This is a genomic window from Nocardia camponoti (assembly GCF_014646135.1).
In the GTDB taxonomy this organism is placed as follows: domain Bacteria; phylum Actinomycetota; class Actinomycetes; order Mycobacteriales; family Mycobacteriaceae; genus Nocardia; species Nocardia camponoti.
In genome coordinates this window covers 1283687-1305421 of record NZ_BMMW01000002.1, presented here as the reverse complement: position 1 = coordinate 1305421, position 21735 = coordinate 1283687, and the positions used below count along the sequence as shown (strand labels likewise).

At 65.2% G+C, this 21735-nt stretch carries 19 protein-coding genes; 7 read left to right on the top strand and 12 right to left on the bottom strand.

Going from position 1 to position 21735, the window contains the following annotated elements; genetic code table 11:
• Positions 1-66: 66 nt before the first annotated feature.
• From trxA to IEX78_RS13945, 7 genes are all read right to left on the bottom strand, one after another.
• Positions 67-390: a thioredoxin gene (gene trxA / locus IEX78_RS13975; RefSeq protein ID WP_188829304.1), complete on the bottom strand. Its 324-nt coding sequence runs from the start codon at positions 388-390 to the stop codon at positions 67-69.
• A 20-nt stretch (positions 391-410) separates the two neighbouring features.
• Positions 411-1397, bottom strand: coding sequence for a thioredoxin-disulfide reductase (gene trxB / locus IEX78_RS13970; RefSeq protein WP_188829303.1), 987 nt, complete (start codon positions 1395-1397; stop codon positions 411-413).
• Positions 1398-1560: 163 nt separating this feature from the next.
• On the bottom strand, positions 1561-2286 hold the full coding sequence (locus IEX78_RS13965; RefSeq protein WP_188829302.1) for an RsmA family anti-sigma factor: 726 nt from the start codon (positions 2284-2286) through the stop codon (positions 1561-1563).
• Positions 2287-2381: 95 nt separating this feature from the next.
• Positions 2382-2945 (bottom strand): RNA polymerase sigma factor SigM, encoded by a 564-nt coding sequence (gene sigM, locus IEX78_RS13960; RefSeq protein WP_188829596.1) that lies wholly within the window; start codon positions 2943-2945, stop codon positions 2382-2384.
• A 282-nt stretch (positions 2946-3227) separates the two neighbouring features.
• On the bottom strand, positions 3228-6872 hold the full coding sequence (locus IEX78_RS13955) for a murein biosynthesis integral membrane protein MurJ (RefSeq protein WP_188829595.1): 3645 nt from the start codon (positions 6870-6872) through the stop codon (positions 3228-3230).
• 1126 nt (positions 6873-7998) lie between these two features.
• Positions 7999-10407, bottom strand: coding sequence for a DUF6049 family protein (locus IEX78_RS13950; protein ID WP_188829301.1), 2409 nt, complete (start codon positions 10405-10407; stop codon positions 7999-8001).
• Complete coding sequence (locus tag IEX78_RS13945; RefSeq protein WP_229684007.1) at positions 10404-10859, bottom strand: NUDIX hydrolase; 456 nt, start codon at positions 10857-10859, stop codon at positions 10404-10406. The genes IEX78_RS13950 and IEX78_RS13945 overlap by 4 nt, the downstream gene beginning before the upstream one ends.
• Positions 10860-11025: 166 nt before the next feature.
• Here IEX78_RS13945 and IEX78_RS13940 point away from each other — a divergent pair, with 166 nt between their 5' ends.
• The gene (locus IEX78_RS13940) at positions 11026-12489 is read left to right on the top strand and encodes a CCA tRNA nucleotidyltransferase (protein ID WP_229683951.1); all 1464 of its coding nucleotides are present in this window, start codon (positions 11026-11028) and stop codon (positions 12487-12489) included.
• Here IEX78_RS13940 and IEX78_RS13935 read toward each other — a convergent pair.
• On the bottom strand, positions 12486-13271 hold the full coding sequence (locus IEX78_RS13935) for a hypothetical protein (RefSeq protein ID WP_188829299.1): 786 nt from the start codon (positions 13269-13271) through the stop codon (positions 12486-12488). The genes IEX78_RS13940 and IEX78_RS13935 overlap by 4 nt on opposite strands.
• Before the next feature lie 67 nt (positions 13272-13338).
• Between IEX78_RS13935 and IEX78_RS13930 the strand changes: the two genes are divergently transcribed.
• The 3 genes from IEX78_RS13930 to IEX78_RS13920 all read left to right on the top strand — a co-directional run bounded on the left by IEX78_RS13930 (position 13339) and on the right by IEX78_RS13920 (position 15698).
• Positions 13339-14088 (top strand): LamB/YcsF family protein, encoded by a 750-nt coding sequence (locus IEX78_RS13930; RefSeq protein WP_188829298.1) that lies wholly within the window; start codon positions 13339-13341, stop codon positions 14086-14088.
• Positions 14089-14111: 23 nt separating this feature from the next.
• Positions 14112-14771 (top strand): 5-oxoprolinase subunit B family protein, encoded by a 660-nt coding sequence (locus IEX78_RS13925; protein WP_188829297.1) that lies wholly within the window; start codon positions 14112-14114, stop codon positions 14769-14771.
• A 66-nt stretch (positions 14772-14837) separates the two neighbouring features.
• A complete protein-coding gene (locus tag IEX78_RS13920; protein ID WP_188829296.1) occupies positions 14838-15698 on the top strand; it encodes a 5-oxoprolinase subunit C family protein in 861 nt (286 codons plus the stop codon).
• Here IEX78_RS13920 and IEX78_RS13915 read toward each other — a convergent pair.
• Both IEX78_RS13915 and IEX78_RS13910 read right to left on the bottom strand, forming a co-directional pair.
• The gene (locus tag IEX78_RS13915) at positions 15691-17217 is read right to left on the bottom strand and encodes a glycoside hydrolase family 183 protein (RefSeq protein ID WP_188829295.1); all 1527 of its coding nucleotides are present in this window, start codon (positions 17215-17217) and stop codon (positions 15691-15693) included. The genes IEX78_RS13920 and IEX78_RS13915 overlap by 8 nt on opposite strands.
• A gap of 29 nt (positions 17218-17246) precedes the next feature.
• On the bottom strand, positions 17247-18521 hold the full coding sequence (locus IEX78_RS13910) for an MFS transporter (protein ID WP_188829593.1): 1275 nt from the start codon (positions 18519-18521) through the stop codon (positions 17247-17249).
• 128 nt (positions 18522-18649) lie between these two features.
• Between IEX78_RS13910 and IEX78_RS13905 the strand changes: the two genes are divergently transcribed.
• A complete protein-coding gene (locus tag IEX78_RS13905) occupies positions 18650-19420 on the top strand; it encodes a pirin family protein (protein ID WP_188829294.1) in 771 nt (256 codons plus the stop codon).
• 9 nt (positions 19421-19429) lie between these two features.
• Here IEX78_RS13905 and IEX78_RS13900 read toward each other — a convergent pair whose 3' ends face one another.
• The gene (locus IEX78_RS13900; protein WP_229683950.1) at positions 19430-19960 is read right to left on the bottom strand and encodes a hypothetical protein; all 531 of its coding nucleotides are present in this window, start codon (positions 19958-19960) and stop codon (positions 19430-19432) included.
• A gap of 183 nt (positions 19961-20143) precedes the next feature.
• Here IEX78_RS13900 and IEX78_RS13895 point away from each other — a divergent pair, with 183 nt between their 5' ends.
• On the top strand, positions 20144-21016 hold the full coding sequence (locus IEX78_RS13895) for a helix-turn-helix domain-containing protein (RefSeq protein WP_308426537.1): 873 nt from the start codon (positions 20144-20146) through the stop codon (positions 21014-21016).
• 10 nt (positions 21017-21026) lie between these two features.
• Positions 21027-21386 (top strand): DUF397 domain-containing protein, encoded by a 360-nt coding sequence (locus IEX78_RS13890; protein WP_188829293.1) that lies wholly within the window; start codon positions 21027-21029, stop codon positions 21384-21386.
• Position 21387: 1 nt separating this feature from the next.
• Here the strand turns inward: IEX78_RS13890 and IEX78_RS13885 are convergent, their stop codons facing one another.
• Positions 21388-21735, bottom strand: coding sequence for a hypothetical protein (locus IEX78_RS13885; protein ID WP_229683949.1), 348 nt, complete (start codon positions 21733-21735; stop codon positions 21388-21390).

Genomic DNA, 21735 nt, shown 5'->3' with positions numbered 1-21735 from the left:
CACATTCCTGCAATCGTCGGGTGTGGGGCATCCTACGGCGCGTCGGCCGGTCGGAGGTGGTTTAGGTCAGATCAAGCCGTCGAGTTCGCGCAGCAGCGCGGCCTTGCCCTTGGCCCCAACGATCTGCTTCACCGGCTTGCCACCGGAGAACAAGATCATGGTCGGGAGCGAAAGCACCTGGTAGTCGCGCGTTGCGCCCGGGTTGGCTTCGGTGTCGAGCTTGGCGACGGTGAGCTTGTCGGCGTTCGCGCCCGCGATTTCCTCAAGCACGGGGGCGACCATCTTGCACGGACCGCACCAATCCGCCCAGAAGTCGACGAGCACGGGCTTTTCGCTCAGCAGTACGTCGTCGGCGAAGGAGGCGTCGGTGACCGTGATGGTGTTTGCCATAGCAATACTCTCCTGCTGTTTCAGTTGGCACGCACGGCGGCGGGGCCGTCGGCGTGGTCGAGCGTGTTGGACGTGATGTCGCCCTGTTCGGCGAGCCAGCGTTCGGCGTCGATCGCCGAACGGCAGCCGGTGCCCGCAGCCGTGATGGCCTGCATGTAGGTGTGGTCAACGAGGTCGCCCGCGGCGAAAACGCCGGCGACGTTGGTGGCAGTGCTCGGATCCTTCACCAGCACATAGCCTTCGGCGTCGAGGTCGACCTGACCCTTGATGAGTTCGCTGCGCGGGTCGTGGCCGATCGCGACGAACAGGCCGGTCACCTCAAGCTGCGATTCCTTGCCGTCCAAGGTGTCGCGCAAGGTGACGCTTTCGACGCTGGAGTCGCCATTGACCCGAATGGGTTCGGCGTTGAGCACGAACTTGATCTTCGGGTTGTCCTTGGCGCGCTCAAGCATGATCCGCGACGCACGGAACTCTTCGCGTCGGTGAATGATGGTGACGCTGTTGGCGAACTTGGTGAGGAAGATGGCCTCTTCCATCGCCGAGTCACCGCCGCCGACGACCGCGATGTCTTGGCCCTTGAAGAAGAAGCCGTCGCAGGTGGCACAAGAGCTGACGCCGCGCCCAAGCAGTTCCTGCTCGCCCTCGATGCCGAGGTAGCGCGCCGCCGAACCCATCGCGAGGATCACCGAGTACGCCTCGAACGTCTCGCCACCAACGGTGACCTTCTTGATCGGGCCCGTAAGGTCAAGCGCGTCAACATCTTCCGTGCGCAGATCGGCACCGAAGCGCTTGGCCTGCTCGCGCATCTGTTCCATCAGATCGGGGCCCATGATGCCTTCGGCGAAGCCGGGGAAGTTTTCGACCTCGGTGGTCGTCATGAGCGCGCCGCCGAACTGAGTGCCCTCGAAAACGAGCGGGGCGAGTTCGGCGCGGGCGGCGTAAATGGCCGCGGTGTATCCGGCGGGTCCCGAGCCGACGATGATCAGGTCGCGAACTGGGGTGCTCATGGTGTCCTTCCAGACGGCAGATATGGCTGCGACGACCGAGCTACCGGACGAAGCGTGGCTGCGACTACTGACCTTCCGGGCGGTGGTGCAGCGGACGTGATGGGTCAACAACAGGGTAGTTGGTGTTGTTCCCGAGCAGGGTGCGCGGCCGGTGCCGACGACCTCACCCGATGTCGCGTAGTGCCAGTTGCTCGGGGTGGTCACTGTTGCATCCGGTGCCGACAACGAGCGCGGTGATGGTTGGCGCGCGCTCCCCTCGGACCAGGATGAGCACCGCTTCGCGCCCGCCGAAACTGAAGTCGGTTGCCCCGATGACGGGACGCGCGATGCCATTGGCAGCGACGCAGCGGGTGAGCTGAGCTTCGTCGCTGAGCGCGCCGTGGACATCGCGTTTGCCGATGGCCGACAGCGCGGCGGCGGAAGTGAACTCGCTCGGCTCGCCGACCGATGGCGGTGCCGCTGACGGCGTCGCGGTACCCGACGAACTGTTCATGACACTGAGCGCGATACCGAAACTGCCGACAATCGCGAGCACCGCGGCCGCTGCGGCAAGTACCCCAAGCCTGCGACGAGAACGGCGTTCGGCCAACGAGATTGGCTCGGCGATCGCGGACGGCAGCGGCGCTGACGGGTGCAGATCGAGATCGTCGATAAAGGCGAACATGCGGTCGGCGACATCGTCTGGCATCTGGTGCAGTGCCGGTTCGGTTTCGGCTAGCGCGTGTAAGTGGGCATTGACGGCGTCGAGTTGAGCGAGATAGGTGCGTGCGTCGGCATCGGCCATGACAAGCGGCCATAGTTCTTCACGCTGTGCTGGGTCGAGATTGTCACCGTGCAGGTCGGCAAGCAGCTCCGACGGGAACGGGGGCTGCGGTACAGATCGGGACACTCTCGCACCTCCCCTGGTTGCGTAAGTTTTTATAGGTATCAGGACGCAGGATTTACATCGCAGACTTGTTCGTCACTGTTAATGACGCGCCCCGACTACTTACGGTTCCCTTGATCCCGAAAAAAGTTCAAACGTTCTTGCAAACGTGCGCGTGCTCGGGCGCATCGACTCTTGATCGTGCCCTCGGCGACGCCCAGCGCCAGCGCGGTTTCCGCGACGCTGCGGCCTTCCATTTCCACCATCACCAGGGCAAGTCGTTGCTCGTCAGGCAGGGTAAACAACGCCTGCTCAACAACGACGGCTAGCTCCCACTCGGAATAGTAATCGCGCGCGTCGATGGCTTCGGGCATGGTCTCTGGCACGATCGCGACCGCGCGGCGCGCCTTGTTGCGACGAATCCGGTCGAGGCAGGCGTTCACCACGATCGCGTGCAACCAGCTGCGCACCTCAGACTCGGCGCGGAAGCTCGCCGCGGTGCGGTGCGCCGACAGTAAGGCGTCTTGCAGGGCGTCGGCGGCGTCGTCGCGGCAGTAGGACGTGCGAAGCGCCGTTTGCCACAGGTGGTCGGAGTGTCTGCGCAACAGCGTGGCGAACGCGTGCGGCGTGCCAGCGACGTGCGCGGCGAGCAACTGCTTGTCGGAGACATCGTCGCCGAGGATGGTGCGCGTGGTGCGCGTGTGCGCTCCGCGAACCTGCTCGTTGAGTTGTGACGATGACACCGGAAACCCCTTGGACCTGCGACACAGCACAAGCACGAGCTGGCTGTGGCGAACGAAAAGGACTAACGCGGCATCCAGGGTCGACGTCTACAGACTCTGGGTAGCTCCCTCAAGAGAGCGCGAAGTGATCATAACGGCGATAACAATCTGGGACCAACCCAAACGCGATCTGGTGACAAAAGGCCCTCCCGACCGGCTGGCGCGGGTCGTGCTCAGGGGGCTTTACGGTGCGGCGTCGATGCGAACGTCGGCGATGGAGGTCTGGAATTGACCACCGGAATTGGCGAGCTCGTTGATCCAGACGAGCACGAAGCGCGCTGCCTGGTCGGCGTGGACGGCGATGTCGGTGACCCCGTCGACCAGCTTGGCTGACCCGATGAGCTGTGTTTGGTCCAGCGTGGGGGTCTCGGTGGGCGACGTGCGAATTTCGACGTTAGAACCCGCGCTAGGCGAGGTGATCGACACGTTGGTGAGCTTGGCCGGGGTCGGCAGCGTCGCGATGAGGCCGACCCCCTTCTTCAACGCGGGGAACTGCTGAAAGTACTGATCGGTGCGCCACAGCGTGGCCGGGTTCTGGTCGAGCACGGCAGCTGCCGCCGCCGCGCCGTCGGGCGTGCCCTCGGGCGAGAACACGCCCGCGCTCGCGACAGGGACCGGCACGCTCGCGCTGGGCGCTCCGGTTTCGGCTTGCGGCAGCGCGGCCGGGGTCGGCGGCGGAACGCTTGAGGTGAGGCCGATGTTGATCTGCTGATCGAGCGGCTTGTCGGACGCGCCGGGCGCGAAAATCGAAACCATCCACCAGATCAACACGCCGACGACCAGCGCGGCGAGCACGCCGAGGCCGACCATGATCCACATCATTCGCTTCGACCGCTCACGTTCGGCGGCGAGCAGTTCGGGATCGGCGAGGGAATCAGCGCTGCTGACCGTCGCGCGCTGACCGAGGCGAAGGACCGGAATGAAATCGGTCTTCTGATCAACGACGGATGCCTGCTCAAGCACGTGCTGCACGGTCGCCGCCGTTCGCACACCCTTGTTCGACTCAAGCGAACGCACCGCGACGGCCGAGATTTCGAACGGCACTTCGGGGCGGATCTGGCGCGGCTCAACCGGGGTGCCGTCGGGGCCGAAGTCGGCGAGGCGTAGCCCACCGATGGTCGCCGCGGTACCGGTGACGCCACCCATTCGGATGGGCCAACGCGCGGTGATCAGCGCGTACAGCATCGCGCCGAGGCCACGGACGTCTGATTGCGCGTCGGAATCGCCGAGCGTGCCGGGGAAGGCGAGCACGGCGTCGCCGGACGCGCTGATGCGAATGCGGTCGGGATGGTCGATCGAGAGCGAACCGCCACCGCGATGGGCGAGCTCGGCCGCCGACGCGAGCGCGCGAATGGCACGCGCGGCACCGATCGGCGACGGCACGGTTTCGGCCATCTCACGTAGCGAACGGCCCGGGGTCCATTCGGCGACAACAATGCCGCCCGAACTGCCACGAACAACGTCGAGAACACGGGCGAGACCAGGTGAATTGATGCGACCAAGGCGCAGCGTGCGCGACAGAATCGCCTGCGGCCCACCGTGACCGGCGTTTTCGCCCGACTTCTGTTCGGCGTCAACGAAGGTGAGCGCGACCTCGCGGTCGAGCTTGATGTCGAGTGCCTGCCAGAACTTCAAGCCACGCGCGCCGCCGTGATCGGCGAGCAGGCGGTAACGACCGCCCGCGACCGACGCGCCGGGAATGAGCTTGGGACCGCGCTGAGTTGGGCGCGGGACATCGACCGGACCCGTCACTCGGACCGTCGCGTCGTCGGAGCCTGCGGCTGCCAGCTCGGCCGGATCGACATCGGTGGATGTGCCTCCTGCCGCGCGCGCCGCAGAATCAGCGGCCGGGTCGCCGCCCACCGCGTCATCGCTCACCCTCGGTCCTCCTTCGGCCAGTTCATGCAGATCGTTCCCCGGTTCGGCGTTCTCATCACCGGTATCGGTCTGCCGAACAGCGTACGGGAACTGTGCCAAGGCGGTGGGGTCAACAGCGCCTGGTCGGATCACAGGAAGGATCATGGTCTGGGTGTCCATTGACGGCCCAAATGACGGGAAAGCGTAAGTGTCGGGTCGACGGAGTACCGCGGTCGCGTAAATGTCGTCGTCGGGCAGACCGGCGCCGAGCCCAAGGTCGGGCGCGGGCGGGGTGATGCCGAGCTTGCGCGACAGCGCGACAGTGATCCCGACGACTTCGGGGATGCCAGCGAGGCGCATCAGCGCGAAGGTGACCGAGAACATCACGAGAGCACTGATGCAGACTCGCAACAATGCCCCGGGCCCGCCGGACAGTTGATCAAGTCCGGTGACGGTTTCGACGATCAGCATCACCGCGCAGCCCGCGATGCTCGCGAGCAGCACCCGCGTGACCGTGCGGCCGACGTTGGCCATCTTGAGGTCGCCGAGGCTGCGATGCAGCAGGATGCCGCCGATGATCGCGCCCGCGGTGAAGCCGAGGCCGGTCGCGACACCCAAGATGATGACGACGTGGTCGGAGTTGGTTGCGATCACCGGTGCGAGGCACGAGAACAGGATCTTGACGGCGGTGATGCCGAGGATGATCCAGGTTGGTGTCCACGCCTGTTCGCGTGCGTAGAAAACGCGCAGGTGGATCAGGACGAGCGAGTACGGGATCAGCGAGAAGGCCGACCAGCTCACGGCAGCGCCGAGGCGTTCCGCGTCGCCTGCGAAGCGCGCGTAGCCGTAGAGGGCTTCGCCGACGCTGGTGCCGGCGATGGTCAGGAACGCGACAACAGGGATCAGCGCGATCATGGTGAGTCGAGTAGCGACTGAAAGGTCGTCAACGACGGCAGGGGTGTCGTCGTCGGCGGCGTTGCGGCTCAGGCGCGGCATGATCGCGGTCAGCAGGGTCACGCCGAGAACGCCATAGGGCAATTGCAGCAGCAACCAGGCGTTTTGGAAGATCGCGGGGCCGGCTTCGTCGGCCGACGATGCGATGTTGTTGGCGACGACCAGGCCAATTTGGCTGATCAGCACGTACAAGATGATCGCGACGCCCATTTTGCCGAACTGCTTGAGTCGCGCGTCGACGCCCCACAGCGGCTTCAGATTGATGCCGTGACGGCGGATCGCGGGCAGCAAACTCAGCGCCTGCGTCGCGACGCCAGCGGTGATGCCGACGCCAAGGAGCAGCAGTTTTGGCTCGCCCATCCGGACCGGATCGAGCGTGATCTCGCCCGGCGTGAGCGCGTACGCGGCGAGCACAGCGAGCATCACGACGTTGTTGAGCACCGGTGCCCACGCGCCCGGTTTGAACGCGTGGCGAGTGTTCAAAATGGCGGTGAACAGGGCGGACATGCCATAGAACAAGATCGCTGGCACCAGCAGGTACGTGAGTGCCGTCGTGAGCTGAGTGTTGACCTTGCCGTCCGACGAAACGAAAATGTGCGTCGCGAGAATCGGCGTCGCGGCCATCGTGAGGACGGTCGCGGTGAAGAGCACGAGGAACGCCGCGGTCACGAGTCTTCGCACGAACGCCGCGCCGTGATCAGGATCTTCCTGCTCGGCACGCACCAACGTCGGCACCACGATCGCCGTGAGCACCGCGCCAAGCACGAGTTCGGCGATCATGTTCGGCACGAGGTTCGCCGAAGTGAACGCACTCGCGATCGCGGGCCCGAGGATGGTCAGCAGCAGCAGCTGTTTGGCGAACCCGGTCGCGCGACTGACGAGCGTCGCGATGGCGATGGACCCGGAGTCTTTGAGCAGTTTGGCGTTGCCACCTTGCGGCGCGGCCTTGGCGGGCTCGGGTTTAGGTGCGGTTTTGGTGCGCGCGGGCCCGCGATCGTGCGGCGCTGCGGCGGGCATCCCGGGATACGACCCAGACCCGCTGCGCGGCTGACCGGCACGCGGCCGTTCGCCGCGATGGTCGATCGGCGCGTTTTCGCGATTGCCGTAATTGGTCGGGGCAGGTCGACGAGGTTCGCCGGGACGATCGAAACCAGGTGGGCGAGAACCGAATTCGCTAGGAACATTGGGGCGAACAGGTACGCGAACGGTCGCGTCGTTGTCGGGTCGCGGCGGGCGCGGCGGCTGGCCGGGTGGAATCGGGCCGCGTGGTCCGTTCGGTGCACCGGGAGGCTGACGGAATTCGCCGGACGGCGGGCCCGCCGGTCGACGCGGGGCACCCGGTGGGACCTGGCGAAACGCGCCCGACCCAGGAACGTTGCCGCGCGGAGGTAGTGGCGCGGGGCCCTGACCAGGGTGAGGTCCGCGCGGCGGAACCGGCGGATACGGCTGATTCGGCACCCCGCCCGACGGCGGCGTATTGCGACGTGGGGGCGGACGATGTCCCTGCGGTGGTTGCGGCGGGACTTCTCCAGCACGACCCGGGCGGTAGCCAACCGGCGGCGTCGCGCCCGGCTGGTCGCGACCGGGTCGATAAGCAGGCGGATTCTGTTCCGGCGCACCATAATTCGGCCGACCAGCAGGCGGGCCAGGCGGTCGCGAACCCGGCGGAATCGGCGAATCGCCCTGTCCCCCACCAGGATTCGCACCTGAACGAAACTGCGGAACCGGGTGCGCGCCCGACGGCGGGCCTGCCGGGCGCTCAGCACCCGGCCCAACGCGACGGTTCGGCGGCAATCCCGGCTCACCAACGCGCGGCGTGCGCCCCGGCAAACCCGTCAAATCCTGGCTCAACCAATCCGCGTCGTTGGCGAATCGCGGGTCGACTTCGCCGCGTTCGGTCGGCTGGTCGTCCGGTCCGTCGGACACGCGCGAGTCGGTGCTCATCGTTCGCTCCCAGGGGGCGGTCGGTGCCCGTCGCACGGTTGCGTCGTCGTCGTGGTCGGGCGTGTGAGCGGATTCATCGTCGCCCATCATGCCTCCTGTACCCGGGCCACCTTGCGGATCCCGCAGGTCGCGGCGAGTGTTTCATCCACGCGCACTGTCGTTACCTTGTCAGCCATTGCCATCTTCCCCCGCGACCAGCTCAGCCGTCGATCCTCTGATCGGCTGGGTCGGGTTGGCCGCGGAAGCGCCGAAGCAGTCGACGCCCGGCCAACAGCAACAGCAATATCGCGGCACACGCGGTCATTATCGCCAACGCCTGACCGTAGGCGTTCGAGCGAACTGACACCTGCGTGGGTTCTCCTAGCGCGATTCCGTTCGGGGTGGTAAGGGAAATGGGAATGACCAGGCTGCGGCTGTCGCTCACCTCGGTCGGGATCTGGAATGACCGCGTTCCCGACGGCGGAAGCAGCTGTTCGCCAATATCGGTGATGTTCGTCTCGGCGGGCGCTTCGATCTTGAAAAGCACTCGGATCGCGACGGGCAGTTCATTCCGGGCCACCAGCAACAACGGGCTTTGTTCGGACGCGAGGGTGTAAACCCCACCTGGCGGCAACACCGAAACCGACGCGAACATTTGGTCGAGTTCCTTGGTCACCTGATCAATGCGCCGCTGCCCGTACTGGTCGGCCAAGGTTTTGTCGTCGCCACGCCGATCCGACAGCGTCAACGCGCGCAGCAAATCCTCGCGCACGGGTGTCAGAAACCGCATCGGCGTGAGTTCGGATTCGGGCAGCTCAACCAGCGCGCGCTGCAGGTCGGTAACCCGCGCTGCCTGGTACCGAATCGGCTCGATGAACGACTCCGGCGGCGCGTCATGCGCGACACGCGGCAAGTACTCCAGCGTGAACGGTTGCGGCGCTGGCGGCTGCGCGACGAGGTCAGCGAACGCGCGCGGCGCGGCCAACCCGTTGCGCGTCAACAACTCGATCTGCTTCAACAGCGCGACACCCTCTTCGCGACTCGCACTCCACTGCTGCGGTGGCATCAGCAACTGCGATCGCGGGTGGTCGGGCTGCGGGTTCAGCGCGGTCCACGTCAACGCGGCAAGCGCGTCTTGCAAGCGAGCGGCACGCGAGTCGTTCGTGACGTCGAAACGCACCTTCGACGGCGTGAACGACGGCGTAGGCGGATTGGATCCGACAGCGGCGAGCGCGGTAGCCGCCCAAATATCGAACGTCGCGACCCGCAACGCCGGATCGACCTGCTCAACAACAGGTTCAGCGGCGACGGTCGGAACGCGAACAACGTCTGGCGCTGGCAGTTCGCCACCAACAACAGTCCCGGGCGCGAATGTCGTCGGCGCGGACGTGAGCGCGCTCTCGCTTTCGGCGTGCGGACCGTCGGAACTCACGGCCGTCGACGCGAGCACCGCCGTCGAATACCCGTGCGCGCGGATGAGCTTGCCCGCGCTGTCGTCGATGCTGCCGGAGTCGGGCAGGCTCACCCCGCGCAGCGATCGAATGCCAAGAATCGCGTCGACAACGTCGGCGGGCGCGAGCAAAGCACGCGCGGAAAGGCCCTCGTCGTTGACCGCGGCAAGCGACGTCAAGTCCACTTGTCCATACGGCAGCGCGACCGTGCACATCGACGCCGTCAACGCGCGCAACCGGTCGAGCCACGCCTGGGCGTTCGCCGCCCCAGCTCCTTCGCGCGTCGCGCCGCCAGGGTCCGACGGACTCGCGAGCACCCGATACCCATGCGTCATGGTCTGCACGGTCGAAACCAGATCAGGATCAACGGCGATGCACACCGAAGACGCCACCCCACGCTCCCGACCAGGCGCAGGCGCGAACGCCTCCAACGCGGCGATCAACTGCTCAAGCCGCCCGCCCTTGCCAAGCGAGGCGGCGAGTTCGTCGTCAATCAACTCAACTTGACCATTGAGCGAACCGGGTTTGCCAGCGACCATGCGCGGCCGATCGGCAAGCGGCCACATCATCGTCGTCGCAACGGGAGTGGCCCCCGGCGGCGCACCGACGGCCTCCATCACCGCGCCCGACCCCTCCGGCGCGGGCGGCAACCCGAGCACGGGAAGCAGGAATCGCGCGTCGTCGAGTCGGGCCTGGGTGCCGTAGGCCGGCTCGCCATTGACGTTGAGCAACAACGGATAAACGCCAGGATCAGTGAGCCCAAGCGAAGTGGCCGGACTCCCACGCAACGCGATACGCACCGAGAATTGTTTGCGCTGACCAGGACTCAACTGCTGCGCGACATCTTGAAAGGGCCCGGCGATTTCGTAATTGATCTGGTCGAGCCGCAACGCGCTGCGCAACCCCGACGGCGACGTGACCGGCGCGCCGCGCTGAATGCGCACGCTCACATCGTCGACAACGCGATCGCCAATGTTGGTGACCGTGCCCGAAACCGTGAGCACCGGATCGCTTGATGTGGTGACTGTTCCCGGCGCGACCGTGTCGAGCGTGAGTTTCAAAAACTTGGGTTGCGTCCCCGACCCACCTGGCTGCGCGTGCGCGACCGTCGCCGGAAGCGACACAAAAACCAGCATGGTCAGGACCGCCGTGAGGAGCCGGAGCAGTCCACCCGTCATCGCTTGCCGGTCTCCATCCGGTCGATCAGTCGATTCGCCACTTCAGCCAGTCGACGTTCGTCGGCGTAGGCCAACCGGGAATCCAACTCGCTCAACGGGACCCACGCAACCTGGGTGACCTCTACGTCGGCGTCGGAAAGTTCGCCACCGAGAAACCGCAGCAGAAAATGATGCACGGTTTTGTGTACCCGGCGACCTTCAGTCACGAACCAGTAATCGATGCTGCCCAGCTCAGCGACCACTTCGCCATTGATACCGGTCTCTTCGGCTACTTCACGAATCGCGGTTTGCTCGGAGGTTTCGCCCTGTTCGATATGGCCTTTGGGTAGCGACCACAGCAGGCGACCACGCCGGTCGGTACGACCGATCAGTGCGGCAGCGCGGTGTTCGGATGGCCCATCGAGTCCGTCGACAACCAACCCGCCCGCAGAGGTCTCACGCACGGTCCGCATGCGCGGTTTGCCACCGGCCGCCGCTGAACCGCGCCGCCGCGGCTGGCGGCGTCGACTGTTCGCGCGATCGGCCGGAGGAGACACCCCGTCAGCTTATATGTCACCGGCGTTGTGGCAGACCACACGCTTGAATCCCAGGTGAGCGCGCCCAGTAGAGTTGTCGTTCGTGGTTTCCCCTAATTCCGCCCCTGATGCTGTGGCCGACCGTCGCGCCCGTTTGCTAGCCGGGGCGGCGATAACTTTGGGGCAGCTTTCTGAGGTTCTCGCCCCGCTTGGCGCGATGTTTGCTGAACGCGGCCACTCGCTTTATCTCGTTGGCGGCAGCGTCCGCGACGCGATCCTTGGCCGCCTCGGCACCGACCTCGATTTCACCACCGACGCGCGCCCCGAAGTGGTCACCGAGCTGATGCGCGGCTGGGCCGACCAGCTGTGGGACACCGGCGGTTTGGCGTTCGGCACGGTCAGCGCGGCCAAAGACGGCCAGCAGCTCGAAATCACCACCTTCCGCGCCGATTCGTATGACCGGGTTTCGCGCAATCCCGAAGTGACCTTCGGTGACACCCTCGAAGGCGACCTGATCCGTCGCGATTTCCGCGTGAACGCGATGGCCGTTCGCGTGCTTTCCGACGGCCAACTCGAATTTGTCGACCCGCTCAACGGCATCGACGACCTGCTCGCCGGCGTCCTCGACACCCCCGCGCTGCCCGCCGACTCCTTCAACGACGACCCGCTGCGCATGCTGCGCGCTGCCCGTTTCGTCGCCCAGCTCGGCTTCGATGTCACCCCGCGCGTGCGCGACGCCATTGTCGACATGGCCGACCAAATCGACCGCATCACCGCCGAACGCGTGCGCGCCGAACTCGACAAACTGATCGGCTCGGAACACCCGATCGACGGCATCAATCTGATGGTCGAAACCGGCCTCGCCGAGCGCGTGATCCCGGAAATCCCCGCGATGCAGCTCGAAATCGACGAACACCATCAGCACAAGGACGTCTACCAGCACTCGCTTACGGTCCTGCAACAGGCGATTGACCAGGAAGAAGGCGACCCCGACCTGGTCTTGCGCTGGGCCGCGCTGCTGCACGACATTGGCAAGCCCGACACCAAACGCAATGAAGAGGGCGGCGGCGTCAGCTTCCACCATCACGAAGTTGTTGGCGCGAAGATGGTCCGCAAGCGGATGAAGGCGCTGAAATATCCGAAGAACTTCACTGAGGAAGTCGCGCGACTGGTGTTTTTGCACCTGCGTTTTCACGGGTACGGCAAGGGCCAGTGGACCGATTCGGCCGTGCGTCGCTACGTGACCGACGCCGATGACCTGCTCGATCGCCTGCACAAACTGGTTCGCGCCGACTGCACGACGCGCAACAAGCGTCGCGCCGCCGCGCTACGTGCCACCTATGACGAGCTCGAAGAACGCATCGCCGTGCTCGCCGCGCAGGAGGATTTGGCACGCGTTCGCCCCGACCTCGACGGCAACGCCATCATGGAACTGCTCGGCCTGCCACCCGGCCCGCAGGTCGGCGCGGCGTGGAAATACCTCAAGGACCTGCGCCTTGACCGTGGCCCGCTGACCCGCGACGAAGCCGAAGCCGCGCTCATCGAGTGGTGGAAGACCCAGAACTAGAACACGATCAGCGTGGTCCCTGCGATGATCGCGTTGCGCATTTGCGAAAGGTCGAACGAGCCGGTTGTCTCGCCGAGTTCGATACGGAAATGCACGTGGTCGCCGCGTCGGTGCGCGTAGGTAATCGACGCGCGACTTGGCAGGTCGTCGAGCATCAGCGCGGGCGAGCGCACCACCCGCCGCGGCACGCGCAGCCCATGCCAGTTGGCTTTGCGGATGTCGATGGTGAGCAGGTTGTCGTAAACCTGCGCGTCGATCACCGCGCGCATCTTCTTCTCGCGATGCGTCGCGACAACGCGCCCGCGCTTATCGAGTTCGGCTTTCCACGCGAGGTCGTGCTCGTTGACCCAGTCGACGAGCGCGGCGATGCCGATCGTGCCTTCGATGTCGAGCTGCTGGCAGCGCACCTTCGTCGGCACGCCGGGGATGAGGCGAACGCCATGCGCGATCACGGTGACCTGCGGGAACGGGTGGCTGTCCCAAACCAGGTCCGATAGGACAGTTTTGGACTGGAAGTGCGCGCCGCGTCGCCGGACCTTGAACACGTCGAGGGTGGCGGTGAGGTCGTGCCCGAGCAGCGTCGCGTCGATTTCCTGACCGCCGAAGCGGCTGAGGATCCCTTCGCTGAGCAGCGTCATCAGCACGTCAGGCATCAACGCGGTGACCGTGCCCGAGCCGAGATCGGCGACCGGATCGGCCCACGAGGTGGTGAACCCGAGCCACTGGTCGATCCAAGACGGGTCGAGTAGGCGTTTGCCCAGGTCGAGGATATTCATCACCATGGTGCTTCGAGCGTAGCGGCGGGAGCGCCCGTGAGCCACGATTCTGGTGACGGTTGACAATAGAAACATGCCGCTAGATCTGAATTCTGACCTTGGCGAAGGCTTCGGCCCGTGGCGTATGGGCGACGACGCCGCGATGCTCGACATCGTCACCAGCGCCAATATCGCGTGTGGTTTTCACGCTGGCGATCCGTCGATTATGCGTCGGACCTGCGAACTTGCCGTCGAAAAGGGCGTGCGGATCGGCGCGCATGTCGGTTACCGCGACCTCGTCGGCTTCGGTCGCCGCGACGTCGGTATCTCCCCCGCCGACTTGCGTGACGAGACCACTTACCAAATCGGCGCGTTGGCCGCCTTCGCCCAAGCGGCAGGCGACCGCGTGCGCTATGTGAAGCCGCACGGCGCGCTCTATCACGCCGCCTCTCGTGACGATGCCCTCGCCGAAGCGCTGCTGAGCGCGGTAGCCGACTTCGAACTGGCTCTACTTGGCCCAGCCAACACCGCGCTTGACCGAGCGGCGACCGCCCACAACGTGCCGTTTTACGCCGAAGGGTTCGCGGATCGGGCTTACACCGCCGACGGTTCCCTCGCCCCACGCGGCGTTGACGGTGCCGTATTGGCACCCGATGCCGCTGTCGCGCAAGCGAACTCTCTTGCGCTGTCGGGGACCGCGCGTACCGTAGACGGTCCCGGGACGGTCGCTGTGTCGGTAGCTAGTCTTTGCGTTCATGGCGACTCGCCTGCTGCTGTTGAGATGGCGCGTCGTATCCGCGTGTCGCTCGACGACGCGGGTATCCCGGTGCAACCCTTCGGCTGATGCCGGAAACGGGAGGTGGGGACATGACGACTGTCGATCCGAGTACACGTATCCGACCAGCGGGCGACCGCGCGATGCTCATCACCCTTGGCGATTCCGCGCCGGTCCACCGGCTCGCGTTGGCGTTGCGTAACAACGCGATCGCCGGGGTTCAAGACGTTTTACCTGCGGCCGAAACCGTGCTTGTCACCCTGCATTCCGTGCGTTACGCGCCGCAGGTTCGGCGCGAACTGGTCGCGCTGCTTGCCCGACTCGACGCCGACGCGCAATTTGATGTCGATGTTTCCCGTGGAACAGCGCAGATCGACATCCCAGTCACCTACGACGGCGAAGACCTCGGCGCGGTCGCCGACCATCTCGGCATTACGCCAGCGCAGGTGGTCGCCGAACACACCTCAACGGTCTGGACCTGCGCGTTTATCGGCTTCGCGCCCGGTTTCGCCTACCTCGCCTCGCCCGATGGTCGCTTGACCGTGCCGCGTCGATCGCAGGCGCGCACAGTGATTCCGCCTGGCGCGGTCGCGCTCGCCGCTGGTTTTTCAGCGGTCTACCCGCGCGCGACACCCGGCGGTTGGCAACTCATCGGCCACACTGACGTCCGAATGTGGGAAGTTGATCGTGACCCACCAGCATTAGTTCGACCGGGCACCGGAGTCCGATTCGTCGACGTCAACGGGGAATAACACAGGCAAACTTCCGGGCTGCTCAACGATGCGCCGCCTCGACATCGAAATCGGGGATGGGAAGAAATGACGATCTTCATCGAGCGGGTGGGGCCGCTCGCCACTGTTCAAGACCTAGGTCGCGACGGGTGGTTCGACTCTGGCGTCGGCCATTCGGGCGCGGCCGACCGTGCGTCACTCCGGCTTGCCAACCGGCTCGTCGGCAATCCAGAAGACTTCGCCGCGATTGAGGTGCTGCTCGGCGGGCTTGTGCTGCATGCCGACACGCACGTCACCGTCGCGGTTACCGGCGCGCCCGCTGCCGCCTACCTCGACAACATGCCAGTCGGGCACGCGAGTGTGTTGGAAATCGACCCCGGCGTCACGCTTCGGCTCGACTACGCGCGCTCGGGTTTGCGCAGCTACGTCGCGGTTCGCGGTGGCATTGACGTGCCGAAAATCCTCGGCTCGCGCAGTCGCGACACCCTTTCGGGCATTGGCCCGGAACCGCTGCGGCCCGGTTCGCGACTACCCATCGGGCCAGCACCGCGCACGTTGCCGACCGTCGAACTGGCACCGACCACCGACTACCCCGACCTGCTGACCGTCACCGCGCTGCTCGGCCCGCGCGACGACTGGTTCACCGACGCCGACGCGCTCTTTCGCGGTCACTGGGTCGTTTCGGTCGACACCGACCGCGTCGGCGCGCGACTCGACCGCGTCGACGGGCCGCCGCTTTCGCGCGCGTCTGCCGCCGAATTGCCAACCGAAGGCGTCGCGTTGGGGTCGGTGCAGGTGCCGCCGAGCGGTCAGCCGATTGTTTTCCTCGCCGACCATCCGATTACTGGCGGCTATCCGGTTGTCGCCGTTGTGCTCGACGCCGACGTCGACCGGATCGCCCAAGCGCGACCCGGTCAGCGGCTGCGGTTCTTGCGTGCGGTCAGTTGATGCGCGCGTGCATGAGATACACGTTGTAACTCGGCCACGCCGACATCGTGAAATACAGGTCGCTCGGGGTTGACCAGGGGTGGATGAAGCCGCCGTAGGTGGCCGGGTAATCGGCGGTCGAGACCAGCGAAACCGGGTCTGACCAGCTCCCCTGCGGAGTTTTCGCGGTGCGAAGCACGATGTCGCCGCCCGCGAGGTAGGTCATTTGCCAGAGCTTGCTTGTCGCGTCGTAGCGCACCGACAACTCCCCAGCTGGCCCGTCGACGATAGGCGGCGCGATGTACTCGGCGGCTGGTACCCAGTTTTCGTCGACCCAGTATTGGTACGCCGACTTGTTGAGCACGTCGGCTTTCGTCACGCGCGCGAGGCCGATTTCGCCCATGCGCCCGTTAGGCGTGCCGAACAGATAGACGTGGTCGCCATGCGGGACCATCGCGGCGACCTGGAAGCGACCGAGGCCGAAGAAGTTCTCCCACTTCGCGTGCTGGTCTTTCGTCCACGTCGACCCGTTGTCGTCGGAGTAGGCGAGCCCACCAAAGTTGGTGCGCCACATGCCAGGTGTTTCCGACCAGTGATTCACCGACATGTAGCTCATGAACTGGCGCTTGCCGAGCGCGAAACCCGACGTCGGGATGGTCGTCAGTTCGAAATTGTCGATCTTGCGACTGCCCAACAGTTCCGCGGCGTGACACGGTTTGTCTTGCACCATCGAGTCGATCGTGACGCCGTCGTTGAGTTTGCGGTCGGAACTGTAAGCCAGGATGTTCGACCGCCAGTCGCCGCCGCCCGCTCCCCCGTACTCCCACCCTTCGCCGAACGTGTCGCCGAAAACCATCGCGATCTGGCCCGGTTTCGTCTCCCACATCAGCCCGAGGTCGGTGCCATTCACCGCCCACCGCGCGTCGGTGCGGTTGGCCGAGCCGTGTCCGGTGAGTTGGCTTACCAGTTCGACCGCGCTCACGTCGGCGGGTTCGGTCGCCTCGGCCAGCGTTGCCGGCTCGATCGGCACGTTGCGTTGGGGCGGAAGTGGCTGCGGTGGTTCATAACTCGGGCCAGGAACAGGGACGGGAATCGATTCGAATTCGGGACGGAATCGAACCCGCGGAATCCAGGTGGGAAGGGTTGAGCTTTCGCTTTTCAGTTCGGCTTCTTGCGGTGCGGGCGTGGGTTTGGGTTTGGGTGGCGTCGGGCACGGGTTCTTGCACGGATCGGCAGGGAGGTTTGTCTGCGCGACGCGCGTGTTGTCGTGTGGCGGGTCGGGGATGGGCACCGGCGTGAGCTGCGGCAGCTTGATTGGCACGTCGAAAGTCGGTGGGCCGCTCGGCGTTTCCCGCTCTTCCGGCTTAGGTGGCGGTGCGTTGGGATCGGGCGCGCGATTAAGCGGGTCGAAACCTATTTCCCCGCACTTATTTACCGGTGGTTTTACCCACGGGAATTGCTCGGCGCCAGCGGGCGAAGGCACCGCGAGCAAAACGCCGAGCACGATCGATGACCACAGAGACGCCGCTGCTGTGCGCACATGGGGAAACTATCAGCAACTTCCGGCCGCTAGCGGTTCCCGCGCGCACCCGCCCGCCGCGCATTCAAACTCACCGCTACCAGCCCTAATACGTAACAACCCGCACCGGCGGCAACCACCCCGATCGACCGGCCATCCATCGGAATCACGGCTGCGGTCGCGGCGATGGCGGCCACGAAGGCGATGTTGAAAACTGTGTCTTGCAACGCGAAAACCTGGCCGCGTTCGTCGTCGGGGATGTCCATTTGCATGCACGCGTCGCCGGTGAGTTTGATCGTTTGACCCGCGAGTCCGAGCCCGAACGCGGCGGCGAGCAGCAGCAGATGCGCGCGTTCGGCGGCGGCACCGGTCGACGCGAACGCGGTCGGGGTGACCAGCGTGACCTGCACGATCAGTGCGGTGACCAGGCCGGCGACAACGGTGCGCGGCTTGCCGAGGCGCGGGATCAACAACGGCGCGAGCACCGCCGCGCACAGCATGCCTGCCGCGGCGAAGCCGATCGCGACACCGAATCCGACGAGCCCGCCGCTCATCTGGTCGCCGTTGGCTGGCTGACGCAGCACGAGCACCATGATCAGCGTGTTCATGCCGAACACAACACGATGCGCGCCGATGCCGATCATCGCGGTCGTCACTGGCACCGAGTGCCACACCGCGCGAGCGCCCGTGCGCAAGCCGGTCGCGATGGCTTTCAGCGTGCTTTCTTTCCGCGCCGACCCGCCCTTCTCAGGTCCGAGTACATGCGGTTTGAAGCCATACGCGAGCACGATGCCGACCAGCGAACCGATGCCGCTCAGCGCGACAGCGACGGCCGACGCGGTGTCGCCCGCGCCGATTACCGCGATCACCGCGACAGCGGCAGCAGCGCCAACACCCGCGCACACCGACGCGACGGTGGCGAGCACGGAATTCATCGTCACGAGATAGCGCCTGGCGAGCACGCGCGGCAACGCGGCCGACACCCCAGCGAGCACGAACCGGCTCACCCCAACCACCGCGAGCGCGAGCAACAGCAGCGGCGTCTCCCCCGCTCCCGCCAACAATCCGACCGCGACGAGCCCGATCAACACCGCGCGTGCGGCGCTCGCGACGAGCAGCACGGTCCGGCGGTCCCACCGGTCAAGCAACGCGCCCGCGTACGGGCCGATCACCGAATACGGCAGCAGCAACACCGCGAACCCGGCCGCGATCGCGAGCGGATCGGTTTCGCGTTCTGGGTTGAACAGGATCGCGCCCGACAGCGCGGCCTGAAACATGCCGTCGCCAAACTGGGCGGTCAGGCGCAGCAGGGCCAGGCGAGGCATGCGCGGGTTCTCGCGCACGATCTCACGCGTCGAAGCGAGCGCCCGCCGGATCGCACTCGGCCGCTCGGGGACCGGTTTCGCGCCGTCAGGGCGATGAGTCGACACCACGCGAGGATAGTAGTGCCAGAATGGGTGCGGTGAGTGTTGCAGTGCACCGAGCGGCCGAACGGGACCAGACCACAATTGAGTGGCTCGATTCCGCGCATTCGTTTTCTTTCGGCGAGCATTACGACCCAACCAATACCCACCACGGGTTATTGCTCGTGCACAACGAAGATGTTGTCGCGCCTGGTCAGGGCTTTGATACGCACCCGCATCAGGACATGGAGATCGTCACCTGGGTGCTGAAAGGCTCACTGGTGCACCAGGATTCGCTTGGCAACAACGGGATCATTTATCCCGGCTTGGCGCAGCGAATGAGTGCTGGCAGCGGAATTCTTCATTCTGAGAAAAATGATTCGTGGCGCATTGATGGTGGATCTGCTGAGTACGACGAGCCCGTGCATTTCGTGCAGATGTGGGTGGTCCCCGACACCGCCGACCTCACGCCGGGATACCAGCAGCTCGAAATCGACGACGAACTCGCGCGCGGTGGTCTGGTGACGGTGGCCTCAGGGCTGCCGCGTTATCGCGACCGCACGGCTATCGCGATTAATTCGTCGCATTCGGCGATGCACGTTGCGCGATTGGACGACGCCGGGGTTGTTTCGCTTCCCGACGCGCCTTACCTGCATGTATTCGTCGCGCGTGGGTCAGTTGAGGTTGAGGGCGTTGGCACGCTGCGCCAGGGCGACGCGGTGCGCGCGACCGATTCCGGTGGGCAGCGGGTGCGCGCCTTGGGACCTGCCGAGGTGATCGTGTGGGAGATGCACGCGCGGCTGGGTGAGCAGTGGGGTTAGCCGTTGCGGCTAGGCCGAACCCTCGCGTAGCAACTGGCTCGACGTGCGCGCGCTCGTGCGCGTAGCGGCAACAACCTGCGCGAAATCCGGGCGGTAATCGCCAACCGGTTCGTTGACCCACACCCGGTACCGCGTGCGCTCATCAGCGGGCGACGGCAACACAATCTCGCTGCCCGGCAACGCGACTGACGCGCACACCCGGAAGAATTCCGCGAAAAGCACGGTGTCGAGGTAGGAATTGTCGGTTGGTCCGGTGAGGAACGTCCAGCGACCTGAGCGCGGATGCGCGATCACCGGCCCGCAGCGCTGCCCACGGCTGGTAAGCAGCCCGCGCACGCGTTCGCCCAGCGTGGCTGGCATAACGACCGCGCCGACCGCGCCAATCTCAAGCATGATGCGCCCAAGGTTGGAGTCGACAACGCCGTAGAGCCCATTGCTTTTGCGGTAGTGGCGGCAGCGCGCCAACGCATCTTGGGTGGCCGAGTAATCCTCAGCCAGCGAATACCCGCATTTTTCCTCAGTACGCGGCAGCATGCTCATCACGACCTCGTCTCCGTCGACGGTGGACTCGATGTAGCTAGAAGTTCGCTCTGGTGGTGCGAGCGGTAGCAGCACGAACGGGTGACGCGGGAAACTTTTTGATAACGGCTGGTTCAGGCCGAAAAATTGCCGTTGCACTAGCCTAGTGCCGAACAAGCGCGCTGACAATAGTCAGTAGCTGGTGTGTCTGTCACGCTAGAATTCGGCGGTATGTCGCCCGTTTCGCCAACCACGGCGCGCTGGGAACTGGTGCTGCGGCTCCGCGAGTTGCGCGAGCAGCGCGGCTTCGATTCGGCCGGTTTCGCGCGTCGCGTCGGGTTCACTCCCGCTAACTGGTCGCACGTGGAAAAGGGGCGTCGGGTGCTCACCGGCTCAACGATCGGCCCGGTTTTGGACGTGCTCGACATCGCCGAAGACGAACGTGTCGAGCTGCTTTCGCTGCTTGAGGCCAGCAAGCAGCGCGCGTGGTGGACAAGCGCGGCGATCGGTTCGGAATTGCAGCGGCTCTATGGGATGGAAGCGGGCGCGGCGAGTGTGCGTTCCTACGACAGTTTGATCGTGCCTGGGCTGTTGCAGACCGAGTCGTACGCGCGGGCGTTGATCAGCGCCGATGTGATGATTAGTCCGGTGCAGGTCGACCAGCTTGTCGCTATTCGCCTGCGTCGGCAGGAGCGGTTACGCGACGCTGACCCGCTCGAAGTCACCGCCGTTGTCGGTGAGGCGACTTTGCGTCAACAAACCGGCGGCGCAACCGTTTTGCGCGAACAGTTACTTCATTTGGTTTCGCTATTACGTGAGCTCGACACGGTGAATATTCGAGTAATCCCATTCGACGCGCCATCGGGCGCGGTTCTCGGCGGTTCGAGTTTCCATTTACTCGACTTCGCAAGCGACCAGCTACCGACCTTCGCGTGGGCGGAAAGCGCCGTTTTCGGCGGCGCGGTCGACGACGCGGAGCAGGTGCGCGACCTGGGTTTCGCGTACTTGCGCGCACTCGACCAGTCACTGTCGCGACCCGATTCGCTGGCACTGATCAGTAGGTATGCGAAGGGGTAGGCTTTGGGTCATGGCCACCACCGCTCGCCGCCAAGGCCCCGATTCGGGTTGGTTCACATCGTCTTTCTCGAACAACGGCAACCAATGCGTAGAGGTCCGAATAACCGATGAGCAGGTTTACGTCCGAGACAGCAAATTCCAGGCGACCCCAGAAACTCCGCACCCAACAATCGCGGTCCCGACGACCTTATGGACGACCTTCCTGCACTGCCTACTTTTGGGAAGCCCCCACCCGACAGTCTCAGCCCACGTGACCCCCGACGGCAGCGCCACATTGCGCCACGCCGGAACCACATTGGAATTCACGGCCGAGGAATGGACGGCTTTCGTGGCAGGTGTGCGCGAAAACGAGTTCGCGGTAGTTGGTTGAGCTATTTCCCGAACGGCTGAAACGCGGCCTGGCGGGTGGTGCCGAGTGCCATGCCGATCACGGTCCACGAATCCCCCGCCTCGCGCGCGGCTCGGACTGCGGCGTGGAGCGCTTCTTCCGCCGCCGCGACCTGTTTGCGCGCGGTGATGATGCCGCGAAAGTGCTTGGCGTCGCGCCCGGGTGTCGACTGCGGATCGAGCTGGTCGAGCCCCGTTTCGTCTTGCCCCGGGTTGGCCGCGGGCACGGCTATGGGCGTACGGGGTTTGATGGTTTGGACATGGGACATCGCGCCTGTCGACATCCGAACGATCCGTCGGCTGCCTGCCTGCGACTTCTTCATGGTCGTCAT